This window comes from Hymenobacter lutimineralis (assembly GCF_008271285.1).
GTDB lineage: Bacteria > Bacteroidota > Bacteroidia > Cytophagales > Hymenobacteraceae > Hymenobacter > Hymenobacter lutimineralis.
Genome location: NZ_VTHL01000003.1, coordinates 256,695 through 271,105, shown reverse-complemented (window position 1 = coordinate 271,105; position 14,411 = coordinate 256,695). Strand labels below are relative to the sequence as shown.

Genomic DNA, 14,411 nt, shown 5'->3' with positions numbered 1-14,411 from the left:
ATCATTCATTTAAAAACCATGGCAAAAAAATTCAGAATATCCGGCGTTTGGAAAGATGGAAATGGCGGAATCACTCACTATGCCATTCACGATGTAACTGATGCCGAAAAGAGGAACATTGACCTTGCGAAGAAAACCGCAAAAGCCGAGGCCATTAAACTTGTCGAGACGGCAGGAAACACTGTGACTACCATAGTATGGAACTACGTTAATCCGGGATGGTATGCCACTGAGGACGTACACGTGGTTGGGACTGGCACTGATAAATACTTGCGCTCCGACCCTGATAAGAGGTTGACCGACAATTTGGGGCATTTACCCAATTACGCCCTCATTTTTTAGTAGGAGATGGATTTCACTTGGCAGCAAAAAGGCTCTGGCCCACTACGGCTAGGGCCTTTTTGCTGCTTAGGTGGTTTGAAGGCCCTGCCGTCAAAAAGCCGTAGCCTAGCGCCCTTACCGACCCGTTGTTTTTAGTAGCCTGCCTAGCAACCCACCTCGCCAAACGGTACCTTTGCACCCTTGTGGCCAACCCTAAAAGCAACAGCCATTGCTGCTGCAACGGCCTTTCCGGTACACCAGGCAACAAGCTAAGTTCCGCTTACTGCCCTGTTTATCCTCCTAAAAGCTACGACGGCGCAAGCTAACCCGAATGAGTGTCAACATCCTCCAATACGAATCCAAAGTTTGGGCCACGGCCGACCTGCTGATTGCCTCGGGCATCAAGCAGAGCGACTTTCCCAAGTTCATGATGCCCTTCTTTGCGCTCATCATGCTCGAAAGCCGGCTAGTGCGCTACTCGGCCGAGCTGGAGCAGGACCTGAAGCGCGACGACATCGAAGACTTCGTGGCCGAATTTCAGGATTACGGCATCGGCTACAACGACTTCGTTATCCGCAAAAACACCACGCTGAAGGACATCTGCCAGAATGACAAGACGTTTGACGTGGACTTTCACGCCTACCTCAAATCCTTCGACCCGGCCACCAAAAGCCTGCTGGGCGTAGACAAGGGCACCGAGGAGGAGAAATTCCTGGACATTTCGGGCGTGGCCGGGCAGCTCAAGAAGAAGCGGGTGCTGTTCGATACGGTGAAGAAGTGGAGCGAGGTGGACTTGGTGCCCTTCAACAACTCCGAAATCACGACGCTGGAGGAGCACATCAAGCGCAAGTGGGCTGACATCTCGGCTGAAACTGCCGGGGAACAGTACACGCCCGACGACATCATTGCCCTGATTGCCGAAATCATTGCCTCCAAGCTGGAGCACAACGACAAGTTTCTGACCATATACGACCCGACGTGTGGTGGCGGAAACCTGCTGTTCGGGGTTGAGGATAAAATCAAGGAAGCATTTGACCGGCCTACCAAAACCTACGGCGAGGATTGGAGCGACTCGCTCTACGCGCTGGCCAAGATTGAAAGTCGGTTCCGGCCCGATTCGGAGATTGAGTACGGCAACACGCTGACCGATATTCACTTCATCGAAAAGAAGTTTGACTTGGTGGTGGCCAACCCGCCCTACGGCGTGGACTGGAAGGGCTACAAAACCAACATCGAAAACGACACCACCGGCCGCTTTCACGACCTGCCGTCGGTGTCGGATGGGCAGTTTTTGTTTACCCAGCACATCATTTCGCAGCTCGACGACCACGGCCTGGCCCTGGTGGTGCACAATGGCTCGACGCTATTCAGCGGCGACGCGGGCAGCGGGGAAAGCAACATCCGCAAATGGCTGTTCGACCAGGACTTGGTGGAAGCCATTATCCAGCTGCCGACCGACGAGTTTTTCAATACCGGCATCTACACCTACATCTGGGTGTTCAACAAGCAGAAGCCGGCCGGGCGCGCCGACAAGGTAATGCTGCTGAACGCGGCCGACCTGTGCCGGCCGTTGAAGAAAAGCAAGGGCAAAAAGCGTAAGGAGATGGACCCGGCCAACCGCGCCATCATCGTACAAACCCTAACCAGCTTCGCGGATACGCCCTTTGCCCGCGTCTTCGATAAGTGGCACTTCTACTACAACCGCCAGGCCATCATGCTCACCAACGTGGACGAGGATGGCCGCTCGTTTGAAGAGCAGCTACCGGAGAAAACCAACGCGCTGGGCGAAACCACCCGCGCCAAATCGGTGAAACTGAAGCCGCTGCGCCTGATGCAAACCGAGGCCGGCGAAACCATGGAATGGTCGGAGTTCACCATCAGGGCCTTCGACAAAACGGCCTATAAGTCGCTGCTCGACTACTACGAGCGCCATGTGAGCCCCACCATGGCCCGGTTCGACTATAAGGAACGCGGGCTACGGGTAGAAACCGCCGCGGCCACCTATCGCTACGATGCGGACCGCGACACCCTACTGGAAGAAGCCGATGGCGCGAGCACCGCGCTGGGCTGCGGCCGCATCGTGGTAAAAAGCGCTTATAAAAAGGCAACCAAAACCCAGCCCGCTCACATTGCCATTACGGTGGAGCTGACGCCCGACTACCAGAAAGACTACGAAATCATCCCCTTCGATCCCAACCCTTTGGCCAACGAGCGGCAGATTGCCGACTTCATGGCCCGCTACATCACCCGTCCTTTCCGCTACGTGGAAAACGTAGTGGGCGCGGAAGTCAACTTCAACAAGGTGTTCTACCAGCCCGAAAAGCTGGGTAAAATGCAGGACATTCGTGAGGAGCTGGCCGCGCTGGAACTGGAACTGAGTGAGCTAGAAAAGGAGCTTTTTTAGTGAAAATCATGAAGTTGGAGCGATACGAGGAATATAAAGACTCCAAAGTCGGCTGGCTGGGTCAGGTGCCCTCTTCCTGGGAAGTGCGGCGGAATAAGAATGTGTTTTATGAGGCTTCCCAGCTTTCAGAAGACGGCAGCGAAACCCTGCTGACGGTTTCTCACATCACGGGCGTGACGCCGCGAAGTGAGAAGAACGTCAATATGTTCATGGCCGAAACCATGCAGGGCTATAAAGTCTGTAAATTAGGTGACTTGGTCATTAACACCATGTGGGCCTGGATGGGCGCATTAGGTGTCGTGCGGCATCATGGCATCTGCAGCCCTGCGTATGGCGTGTACCGGCCCATTAAAGGAGTGCCCTACGTTCCCAGATACTTTGACTATCTGTTTCGCACTCCGAATTTTATCACGGAGATGACCCGTAGCTCAAAGGGCATCGTGTCGTCCCGCTTACGCTTGTATCCCAAGGACTTTTACCAGCTTCAAACCGTTGTTCCGAGCCTTCAGGAGCAACAAGCTATTGTAGAGTACTTGGATAAGAGAGTGCTTGTGTTTGACAAAACGGCTGCGTTGTTAGAACGAAAAATCAGCAAGTTTCTTGAATTGCGAAATGCGTTAGTACTTGAAGCTGTTTGTCGGGGAATCGCTCCCAATGCACCACGCAAACCTAGCGGTGTTGCTTGGCTGGGTGACATACCATCTCATTGGGAAGTAAGGCGTTTAAAAGACGTGTGCTCAATTGTGAATGGTGCAACGCCTAAAAGCGGTGTTGCCCAATTTTGGGATGGGGATGTGACCTGGATTACTCCTGCTGATTTTGGCAAAGAAAGATTCGTTGTTGAGTCAAGCAAGAAGCTTACAAATGAGGGATTAAAAAGCTGTGGAACGACTTTAGTACCACCTGGTTCCTTGGTAATATCATCGCGTGCCCCGATTGGTTCTGTTGCAATTGTGGGCGTGGAGCTTTGCACTAATCAGGGCTGTAAAGCCCTAGTTCCCAGCAGGAGAATTCACAATATTTTTCTATATAACTTCCTCCTTACACAAAGTGAGACGCTCAATGCCCTTGGAAACGGAACACTTTTCAAGGAGCTATCAACAGGAGTGCTAAGCGGCTTTAAAATTCCGTTTCCCCCACATGCTGAGCAGGTTGAAATCGCAGCGTTTCTAGAGCAGAAAACGCAGAAAATAGATTCCATCGTCACCAATCTCAAGGCGCAGATTGAGATGCTCAAAGAATTGCGTAAGACGCTGATAAACGAGGTAGTAACGGGTAAATTGAAGGTAACGGAATAGGTTATGAACGAACTGGAGCTACAAGACAAATACCTGATGCAGTTCCTGTGCGAAAAGCCTGAGGGGCTGCGCTATCGGGAAGTGAAGGCCAATACTGTGTCGCCCCAGTTCTTCATCGTCGCCGACCTGCAACACTTCCTGCGCGATACCACCCTCAACGAAGACAACTACCGCAAGCTGCTGCGCAAGTTCGGCGACGAAAAAGCGCTGATGGCAGCCCTGATGACGGAGCTAAATCAGCGCATCCGAGAATCAGCGAACATGGCCGTGTTCCTCAACAGCAACAAGTCCATCACCTTCGAGGGGGTGAAGTTGCACCTCTTCTACCCCAGCGGCAGCGAAACCTACGAGGACAGGCTATTCGAGGAAAACGTGTTTTCGGTGGTACAGGAGCTGCCCTACACCTACCAGCACGAGGGCAAGAACCGCTTTTCGTTCCGGCCTGACATTACCTTCTTCCTCAACGGCATTTTCCTGGGCTACAGCGAGCTGAAAAGCACCTACAGCAACCAGAATGCCCGCGACCACGGCCGCCGCAAAATAGCCCGCGACTACGCCCAGGCCGTGCACACCTACCACGACTTGGCCGCCGGCAACGACGTGGCCCAGACCATCCGGCGCGACCTGCTCAAAATATTCGAAAAGGCCATCCACATCACCACCACCGATGTGCAGGACACCTACGTCACGCGCCAGCTGAGCCAGCAGTTTGACGAGCTGCGGGCCGGCATCGCCAGTGGCGGCTACGACCCCGACGAATACCAGAAAAAAGTGTTCCGCGACTTCAAGCCCTATCCCCTGCGCGACCCCAAAGCCAGCCGCACCCAGCGCTTCGAGGAGGTGTTTCGCGCCCTCTACGATAAGAAGATGATAGAGAAGGAAATTCTCTATTACAACTTCATCGAGCGCGAGCTGATTAAGAAAGAAGGCAGCAACCAGAAGGAATACAAGCACAGCGACGGCCAGCTCATCAGCCCCCGCCCCAAGCAGAAGTTCGGGGCCGACAAGGTGCTGGGCAAGATTGACGAGCTGCTGGCCCACGAAACCGAGCCCGACTACTTCCTCAACAAGCTGCGCGAAGACCTGAAAGCCCGGGGCCTGGGCTTGGCCCAGATTGAAGAGTTGGTAGCTAAGCGCGAGAAGTACCAGAACAATAAAAACGTGTATTCGCTGCTGCTGCAATACGCTGCAGGCTTCGGCAAGAGCAACATCATCGGCTGGGCCGCCCTGCAGCTCAAAGACCTGCGCCGCGACAGCCGCTACGTGTATGACAAAGTGCTGCTGGTGGTGGACCGCGTGCAACTGCGCGACCAGCTCGACACGAAGATGCACAACCTGAACATTCAGAAAAGCATGTTTGTGGAGGCGAGTAGCAAGGCCTCGTTCCTCAAGGCACTCAGTGGCGACACCCGCATTGTGGTGGTGAACCTGCAAAAGTTCGGCCGTGTGAACGATGCCCTTACGCCGGAAGTGCTGGCCAAGCTGTCCTCCCTGCGTGTGGCATTCCTAATTGACGAAATCCACCGTAGCAACAGCGGCGACCAGCACGCCGGCATGATGAACGTGTTTGACGAGCTGCAAACGGTGTTTGATGCCAACGCCACGGCACAGGGCCAGCCGCCCCGCAAAAAGAACCTGATTGTGGGCTTCACGGCCACGCCCAGCGACCACACCCTGGCTCGCTTCGGCGAGTTTTCGAGCTACGCCGAGAACCGGCCCATCTGGGTACCCTTCGATGCCTACACAATGCGCGAAGCAATTGAGGAGGGATTTATTCTGAACCCATTGCGCGGTCTGGTGCCGGTGTCGGCCAAAATGTTCTTCGAGCTGCCCGACAACGAGTTGGAAGGCTTTGAGGGCGATACCAGCTACGAGGCCATCCCCGAAGACACGGATACGGGCGTCGACGCCGACGGGAAGAAATACGCCATTCGCAAAAAGCGCATTTACGAGAACCCCGACCGCATTGCAGCCATTGCCAAGTTCGTAGCTGAGCGTCTGGTGACCAGCGTGTACCATACCATTCGTGGCACGGCCAAAGCTATGCTAGCGGTGTCCTCTATTCCCGCTGCCATTCGCTATAAGCGGCTGATTGACCAAGAATACCAGAAGCTGGTGGCCCAAAAGAAGTACGAGCGTTTCAAAGACGCACCGATTTATATCGTGTACAGCTCTGGCGGTCAGGACCACCTTAGTGCCACTTCCCTCAACGGTGGCTTGTCGGAAGAAGCTGTGCTCCAGAACTTCACGGTAAAGAAGAACGGCCTCATTATCGTGGTCGACAAGTTGCAGACCGGCTTCGACGAAAAGAAGCTGCACACACTATTTCTAGACAAGGAAATCCGCGACATCAACGCTATCCAAACTATCTCGCGAGTAAACCGGACGGCCAAATACAAGCACGATTGCAAAATCGTGGACTTCTCCTACAAAAACATCAATATCAGCAATATCCAAAAGGCGTTCGAGCATTTCAGCAACGTTGTGGTCAGCGACTTCGACCCGCTGGGTAATGAGGAGAAACTGGGTATTCACTACGCCTACCTAAAGCAACACGACCTGTTTGTAGCCCACTACGAGGCCTTCTTGCGCCATGAGCAGGGCGACCGGGATGTGCAGCCTATCTTGGAAATGCAGAATAGCTTTGCAACCTATGCCCGGAATCAGCCGAAAGAAGCCAGCGAGCTGAAAGGTAAAATCGGTAAATACTTCCGCATCCTTAACCTGATTGAGGGAGTGATTGAGTTGGAAGCCAAATACTGTGAGCCAGCCTTTCTCAAGTTCTGGCAGAAATTCAATCAGGAATATAACAGCGTCCATAAGCCCGCCAAAATTGCGGATGATGTGGAAATCTACTTTGACAATAAAATTGGCATAGTGGCCCCGGCTGACTACGAGGCCAAGGTGAAGCGTAAACCGCCAGTGGTGAGCGAGGACCAAGCCCCTTTTGGCAAGAAGTATAAGTTCAACATTCTCAAGGTAATCGAGAAGCGCAACCAGGAAGAGGAAGCCATTGAGGAGCTCATCAAGGACTTCGAAGCCAAAATCGAGCTGTTCTTTGCCTACGTACGCACCGATGACACCGGCAAACGGGTTATCGCCAAAATGCGCGACGGTGCTGCTGCCATTGATCCAGAGGAGATTTACGAGGATTTTAGCAAGCTCTATCGCAAATTCGTCCGTCGCCAGAAGGAAGCGCTGGGTGAATTCTTTATCAAGGAAACGCAAGACATTGTTAACCAGCTCTGCGCCGACTTCGAGAAAACGCTAAATACAGCCGATCTGAGATAGGCTCTTTAGGCTCTATGGAGAGCCACGACTTGACCTACTCATCAAGTTTATCACATCGTGAATTTGCCTTTTTGTGATTTTACGCGCTGTATTCAGTATCTTTGGCGTACAAAAAAAGTATCCGCCACATCGGCTTTGCCGGTGCTGTTTGGTTGGTACCGTAAAATTCTTCGGTCACAAGTCTCGGCTTGCTGTTTGACCGGAAACCCACCCCGCTGAGGGTGGGTTTTTTTTTGCCTATTCCCTATGCCGCCCCGCCCTACCCGTTACTTTACCAAGCCGGCCATCGATTTCAACCAGCAGCTACAGAAGCTGCAGGCCCGGGGCTTGGTAGTGGCGGACGAACCGCGAGCCTTGCGCTACTTGGCCAACATCAGCTACTACCGGCTAAGCGGCTACTGGGGCAGCTTCCTATTGCCGGGTAGCAGCCAGTTTCAGCCTGGCACTACCTTCGACGACATTCTGCACCGCTACCAGTTCGACAAGCAGTTGCGCCTGCTCTGCCTAGAAGGCATTGAGCGGCTGGAAATATCGTTCCGCACCCAAATCATCTACCACATCACCCGCTATACCGGCGACAACAACTGGTACGAGCAGGCCCGCTTTTTCAAACGCGGCACCCCGGCGGAGCAGGCGGCTTCTTCCAAACTCCTTTCCACTATTCGGGGGGAGCTGGACCGGGCCAAAAGCAAAACTTTCATCGCGGACTACTACCGCTTCTACGACCAGCCCCGTAACCCACCCGCCTGGATGGTGCTGGAACTACTTTCCTTTGGGACACTCTACAATCTGTTTACCCAGTTCATGGATACCACGCCCAAGCTGGCCATTGCCAACCATTTCAACCTGGCATTACGGGTGTTTGACTCTTGGATGCAAAGCATCAATGGGGTTCGCAACAAGTGCGCGCACCACGACCGCCTGTGGGACATCTCCATGAAGCCGATGCTCTCCAATCAGCGGGGCCACGCCGGCTACTGGCTTACGGAGCCCAACGTCACGGCCATTAACACCAAAGTTTACTACACCCTATCCATCTTCAACTTCCTGATGGTGCAGGTCAGCCAGACCTCCAGCTTTGGGCGGCGCGTAGTGGCTCTATTGCGTGAATACGACCTGATTACTCTGGGCCTGCACCGGCAGCACATGGGATTCCCAGCGGGATGGGAACAAGAGATTATGTGGCTGGAGCTGTAGCCGCCGGCAAAGTCAGCGTTAAATCTTCAGCTGCCCTTACCCTCGTCAGAGCGTCTTTGATGGGTTTTCAAATTTTCGCGCTTCTGCGTCAACTCGGCTGATTTCTGTTGTGAGGTAGTCAAGATCGCTTTTATCTCGTCGTCTAGCAATGGCAAGGTATTCCTCCTTTGCTGCAAGCTCTCCTTCCTCATCGTCAAGCTCTCGCGCAACTCGGTCAAGCTCCTTTCTAGTTCTACCAAGTCGTCGTTGCTCCTGGTTCCGGTGTTCCCGATCCCGGTCCAACTGTCTTTCTGCTGCTCGTAATTCGTCCGCAGATTTGTGATGGTCAATTCGCCATTGCTCTTTAGCTCCTTCAACTTCTGCTTTAGCTCGGTCAATTCGGCCTTTTGCGTAGTTAAAGACCTCAAGAAGCTTTTCCTCTTGATGCTGTATGTCTCGGTCCAGCTGCTTTTCATCAACTCTAATTTGTCGGCGTCGCTCTGAACGCTCCTCTCGGTAACGGTCAAATCTTGCTCGTACTTCCGCTCCAAGTCGGCTTTCACGCTCTTGTCGCTCTGCTTGGCGGTCTGCAACAAATCCCTCGCCTCGCTCCTGAGCTGCGCTAACTTCTCGTTTTGCCTCAACAATCTCAGGTCGTCCCATACACTTTGCAATGTATCGTAGCGCGTTGTCAAGGCGCGCACGGCGGCACCGGATTGTTTCACCTTGCTCATAAATTCCTCCTGGGAGCTGAGCAACTCCCACACTTCCTGCTGCAAGGGCGCTGGCAGTAGCAACGTCAAATCGGTAGGTAGCACGTTGGACATTATAAAGCCATTGGGTGTGAGAGGTAACGTAGAGTAGACCCTCGATATGCTCAGGTTCGAATGACTTGGGGACGACTATCTCAATCGTATTAATTTTCAGCAGATGTAGCCGGGCAAGCTTCTGCTCCGAGGCTTCATGGGTAGCCACAATCTCAATAAACAGAATGGGCTTATCATCAGCATCTAAGAAGATGATGTCTGGGCGGACCAAAAAATCCCATGTTCCACCCTGGTCATCGAATTTGGCTGCTTCGCTGCGCCTAACCCACTGAATATCTCCAACCTCGTTGATATATACATTGCGTTCAGCCAACACTTTTACTGCGCTCACGGTACACGCCTTCGCTAGTCTTGGAACTTGGCCTGTATAGTCAGCTGGGTAAGCCGCGTACACATTCGGCACCTGCACCTGCTTGATGCGCAACAGGATTTCTTTGGCCTTGGCGTGGCGGTAAGTCTCGTTAGAATAAGTGCATTTCTCCGTCTTGTCCTTGTGTGTTGCCAAGTGCGCAAAGTGAGGGTCATTGATTTGACCTTTCCGCGCAAACACATCCCGACGGCAGCCAATGCAGCGGTAGCCCTTGAACTTTCGCTCCGCATCTAAAATATGTATCTCCTTGTCATCAGGAGTAAGGGCAAAGTCGCATTCAACGGCCATTGGGAAAGACCTAGTTAGAGGTGGCGCGACCAAGCATTAGCCGGCGCGAACAATAATATTACATATCAATTCTAAACCAAAAGAAAAGGCCCCGCCGTGGGGCAGGGCCTTCGAGGTTAGTTGAGCCTGGCCTTGCTACTGGGCGGGGTCCAGTCCGTCCACGTCCGGGTGGTCTGGCAGCAAGTACACTGCATTTTCAACTCAGTGGCAACGGGCGACACGTCCAGTACCTCATCGTGGACGTGGAGCGTTGCCTCGCCGCAAGTGCTGCACATCAATAGCTCGGTGCCAGCTATCATATCCTCCATAAAGCTTAGCTCGTCGTCTTGCATGGTCAGGTTATTAGGTAGGATTAGCGTTCAATTCCGCCGCTGTCGCGGCCGGCGCTGGGGCCGCCGCGCTCAATCGTTTTGGGTGGCTTTTCCAGCACACTGACGGAGTTACGCAGTTCGTCGGTGTACTTGTTGCTGCTCAGGCTCGGTATGCTGCCGGCGGCCTGCATGGCCTTATGGGTGTTTTCCTGGTTCAGGCCCGCAATTGCCGGGCTGCGCTCCACAAACCTGGCTACCTCCCGCAGGCGGGCGGCATCGAGTCCCTTGCCGTTTTCTTCTAAACCCCTGGCCACCTCACGGGCGGCCTTAATGAAGAGTGGCTGGGCCTCCTCGTGGGTTTTGGGCACGATGGCCGCCGGGTTGGCCGTGCGCTCAGCGGCGGCCGGCGCGGCGGCTTTCGGCTGCCGCTGGGGGCTCACCAGTTCCTTGCCCTCGGCCAGCTGTGCCACCTGAACCGACGAGGCCCGCAGCCGCTTGGCGTCTTCCAAGTCCAACGTCATGTCCTTCATGCCCGGATGCTTCAGAATCTTGTCGGTGGCCAACTGCATTTCAATAATGCCGGGGCCTTTAATGGCGACGGGGTCATGGGTAACTGCTGAAACCCGCTGGGCCAGTTTTACGCCCTGATCATAATTGCCAGGGCCGGGCATATTGGCAATGACGTTCGCCGCCCGGTAACCCGTCACCTCCAACTCCCGCCGGGCATCTATTGCCTTCATGGCCGACGACAACTCCGGGGGCGCGGCGGCCAGGCTGGGGTCGCGCAGCTTCTCGGCCGCGGCTCCCGGTGCCGGCGTCGTTATCTGCTGCAACATCTCCCGGAGCGGCTTGAGGTTTTTATCGGCCTCGGCCGGGGGGTACAGCCGTACCATTGCCTCGTCGCGGCTGCGGTTCAATACTTCGGGTGAGATTTTCCCAAAGTCCACCTGATAGCCGGCTTCCTTGCCCAACTGGGTAACCATTGCCTGCAGAGTGCGGCCGTTGCCTTCGCGGAAAGCATGGGTGTGGTTGTATTGGTCCAGGTAGTAGGCTGCCCGCTCGGTGAACTTGTCCTGATCCAAGCCTTTCAAGCCGTTCTCCTTACCCAGTTGCTCCCCGATGGCCCCTAGCCGCTGCTCTATCTCCTTGTGCGGGGCGTAGGTCATGGTTTCCTTGAAGCCGGTAACGTAGGTGGCCTTGTTTCCCTGAAATCCCCGGTCGGCCCGCGTTTCGCCGGCCCACTGGTACACGTCCTCAAAAAGCTTTTTGTGTAGCGCTTTCAAGTGGGCATGGTCAAACTGCCCGCCCTGGATGCCGCCCGACTCATTGAGCCTGGCCAGCTTGGGCAAGGCGCTGTCATTCTCCACCTGTCGTAGCACTTCGGCATCCTTGATGCCGAATTTATTGAGGAGTATCCCGTTTTCGTCGCTGAACTTGTCGTTGGCTGCCATTCGCTGGGTGCTGACGGGTTACTGTTCAGTTGCTGCCGGCGTGCCGTACTTGGCCTGCAGGCGGGCGCGGTTCAGCTCGTCCACTTGGTCTAAGGTCAGTTCCCCATCGACGTAGCGCTGCATCAGGGCCATTACCTCCTCGCTGGGCGCGGGGCCGTTGCTCATCAGAATAGAAACCGAGTTGGAGGCGTGGCGCTCCCGCTCCTGGCGGGCGCTCAGCTGCTCGGGCGTTAAGCCAGCGGCGGCGGGGGCAAACGTAGGTACTTGCATAGAATTCTGGTAAGAGAGAGTGGATATCACGTAAACGAAAAACAGGGCGTAAACGTCGCTTTTTGGCCCTTTTTCGGGTTATTCAGTTGCAATTGTTACCCCTCATGCCAAGGTGTTTACGTGCAGGGCCAACGTATCCCGCACCTCCTGGCGCACCCGCATGAAGTTCTCCTGCACCGCGTCGGCTAACGCCTTCTCCGGGTCGTCGTCTGGCCCGCCAAAGCTCACCATCGGGTGCAGGGGAAACTGCTCCCCCGTCCACTCGGGCCGGGTGATAGTCCCCTGGAAAAAGGTGCTTTCGGTTTCCACCGTCTGCCCGATGAACTCCCCCTGCTGCAAGCCGATGGTATCCTGCACCCGGACGAGGTTGCGCTCCTGATAGCTGGTGCTTTGATTAGAGCTGCTGTTGCGGCTGCCGGTACCGCCCTGGCTCGTGCCGGTGCTGGTGCTTATCATTTCCTTGTCCTCGCGGCCGACTAGCTCCGAAATGAACTTGGCCGTTTCCAGCGAGTTCACCTTGCCGAAAAACTGGTTGTTTAGGTTCGACACCATTACCTGCATCTTCTCCTTACCGTAGGCATCCGTCATCTGGCTCAGGTCCTGCGTCATGTACACCATCGCCACCTTGTTGCTGCGGGCCGTGGCCGGTATCACCTCCAGGCCGGGTACGTAGATGGTCGCGGCCTCGTCCAGGAACACGTAGCTGCGGTGCTTGCGCTGCTGGTTCATCAGCTTCAGCGCGACCGTTATCACGCACGACACCACCGGCGAGAATGTCTCCTTCAGGGTCGGGTCGTTACCGATGCACAGCAGCTTGGGAGCCTTCGGGTCATTCAGATTGAGCGAGAAGCCTTCCCCCTCCGCCTCGTTGGGCGTCAGCACCCACACGATTTGCGGGCTGTTAATCCGGGTCAGAATCACCTGCAGCGTGCCCACGACGGCGGCTATCTGCTTCTCCGCTTTCTGCTTCACGGCGGTAATGATTGACCTAGCCAGGTCGCCACTCTCCAGGTCCGTGTCGAGCATACTCAGGACGTGCTTGAAATCGTCGTGCATCGCCGTAGCGACGACGTGGGGAATGGTGCACAGTGCCGGATAGTGCTTGCGGTAAAACCAGATGATGCTGGTCAGATACGCCACGGCGCTGGTATCGAAGAACTCCATCTTGCGGATGCTGGATGGATTCAGGTTGTTGATGATAGCCCGGCTGTATTCCTCGGCAAAGGCCACCACGGGCATATCATCGGGCCGCAGCGGGTTCACCCGCTCACTGCGTGTCAGGTCCCGGAAGTTGATGATGTGCAGCTGTACCGGCGGCTCATCCAGTTCCTGCTCGGCAGTGGTCAGCTTAGCTGCGGCCTTGCCCACCATGCTGCCGGCGTACTTCGCCGCCTGCTGCTTTTCTTTCTCCCGCTGGCGCTCGGCCAGAACCAACGCTTTCTGCGCGGTTTCCGCCAGCACCGGAAACTTAAAGTCGTAGATGAGGCCGGCGAAGTTCTTGTAGGCAAACTGCTCTACCATCGGCTCCCCTATCGAGAAGGTCTTGCCCGCACCGGCCCCGCCCAGTACCAGCGTGCCCCGGTACGGGTTGGCAATGGTTATCCAACCACCATCCGCCGTGCGGAAATAGATGCCGTCCGGCGTTTCTGCCTTCTTGCGCTCGGTGGTCAGCCCGAAGGCCGGGCGCTTGGTCGTGGCCCACAGCAGCCCCACCAGCCCACCACTGGCCAGCACGGCCGCGGCGGCACCCGGATACCCGAACGTGATAAAGCCGGGCGTGTAGTGGTGCATATTCAGCAGCACGTACCCGGCAATCAGGAACACGGCCACCCCTATGCCGGCCACCACGCGAAATGTCTTTTGGTTGATGGGCTTGCGCTTGGGCTTGCCCGGCACCGTGGCCGGGGCCTTTTGCACGAACACCAGCGCGAGGCCCGCCAGCAGCAGCAATGCCCGCAGCCACACCCCGGCCGCGCCGTAGAACTTGGCCGCTTTCACCAGCAGCTTCGATTTGAACCCCTGGCCCGCCTTCGCTACAGCCTCGGCATGGGCCACGCTTTTACTCAGGGCCTGGTCGGTGGCGTGCGTCGCGGATACGGCAGCTTGTGCGCCCCCCTCCCCTACTACCTGGCCGGCTTCGAGCTGCGCCTTGGCCAGCTTGCGCTGCCGCTGGCGCTCGTTGATGGCGGCAATCCGGGCGGCTAGTTTTTCCTTGGGAGTAAGGGCCTTTATCTCGGGCTGGGTGAGCTGCACAGCGCGGGCCTGGGCTACCTCGTCACGATGAAGCAGCGTGTAATACTCGCCGCCGATGATAGCCAGCAGCAGCAGGGCAAAAATCAGCCCAACGTTCTGGGTAGTGGGCGCGGCCCTGGGTGGGTGGCTAGACATAACGGTGTAGAGGGTT

10 protein-coding genes are annotated in these 14,411 nt (G+C 55.6%); 5 read left to right on the top strand and 5 right to left on the bottom strand.

Annotated elements, in window-relative coordinates; translation table 11 throughout:
- The first annotated feature begins 18 nt into the window (after positions 1-18).
- The 5 genes from FY528_RS05170 to FY528_RS05150 all read left to right on the top strand — a co-directional run bounded on the left by FY528_RS05170 (position 19) and on the right by FY528_RS05150 (position 8,511).
- A complete protein-coding gene (locus FY528_RS05170; protein WP_149069920.1) occupies positions 19-342 on the top strand; it encodes a DUF3892 domain-containing protein in 324 nt (107 codons plus the stop codon).
- Positions 343-652: 310 nt separating this feature from the next.
- Entirely contained in the window at positions 653-2,725 is a 2,073-nt protein-coding gene (locus FY528_RS05165) for an HsdM family class I SAM-dependent methyltransferase (RefSeq protein WP_149069919.1), read from the top strand.
- 8 nt (positions 2,726-2,733) lie between these two features.
- Positions 2,734-4,023: a restriction endonuclease subunit S gene (locus tag FY528_RS05160; RefSeq protein ID WP_149069918.1), complete on the top strand. Its 1,290-nt coding sequence runs from the start codon at positions 2,734-2,736 to the stop codon at positions 4,021-4,023.
- Positions 4,024-4,026: 3 nt separating this feature from the next.
- On the top strand, positions 4,027-7,314 hold the full coding sequence (locus FY528_RS05155) for a DEAD/DEAH box helicase family protein (RefSeq protein WP_149069917.1): 3,288 nt from the start codon (positions 4,027-4,029) through the stop codon (positions 7,312-7,314).
- Between the two features lie 246 nt (positions 7,315-7,560).
- Positions 7,561-8,511 carry an Abi family protein gene (locus FY528_RS05150; RefSeq protein WP_149069916.1) on the top strand — a complete coding sequence of 317 codons (951 nt, stop codon included), beginning with the start codon at positions 7,561-7,563 and terminating at the stop codon, positions 8,509-8,511.
- A gap of 45 nt (positions 8,512-8,556) precedes the next feature.
- Here FY528_RS05150 and FY528_RS05145 read toward each other — a convergent pair whose 3' ends face one another.
- The 5 genes from FY528_RS05145 to FY528_RS05125 all read right to left on the bottom strand — a co-directional run bounded on the left by FY528_RS05145 (position 8,557) and on the right by FY528_RS05125 (position 14,395).
- Positions 8,557-9,975 carry a competence protein CoiA family protein gene (locus FY528_RS05145; protein WP_149069915.1) on the bottom strand — a complete coding sequence of 473 codons (1,419 nt, stop codon included), beginning with the start codon at positions 9,973-9,975 and terminating at the stop codon, positions 8,557-8,559.
- A gap of 116 nt (positions 9,976-10,091) precedes the next feature.
- Positions 10,092-10,307: a hypothetical protein gene (locus FY528_RS05140; RefSeq protein ID WP_149069914.1), complete on the bottom strand. Its 216-nt coding sequence runs from the start codon at positions 10,305-10,307 to the stop codon at positions 10,092-10,094.
- Between the two features lie 20 nt (positions 10,308-10,327).
- Entirely contained in the window at positions 10,328-11,737 is a 1,410-nt protein-coding gene (locus FY528_RS05135; protein ID WP_149069913.1) for a Fic/DOC family protein, read from the bottom strand.
- 18 nt (positions 11,738-11,755) lie between these two features.
- A complete protein-coding gene (locus FY528_RS05130; RefSeq protein WP_073112438.1) occupies positions 11,756-12,007 on the bottom strand; it encodes a hypothetical protein in 252 nt (83 codons plus the stop codon).
- A 102-nt stretch (positions 12,008-12,109) separates the two neighbouring features.
- Positions 12,110-14,395, bottom strand: coding sequence for a type IV secretory system conjugative DNA transfer family protein (locus FY528_RS05125; RefSeq protein WP_149069912.1), 2,286 nt, complete (start codon positions 14,393-14,395; stop codon positions 12,110-12,112).
- Positions 14,396-14,411 lie beyond the last annotated feature (16 nt).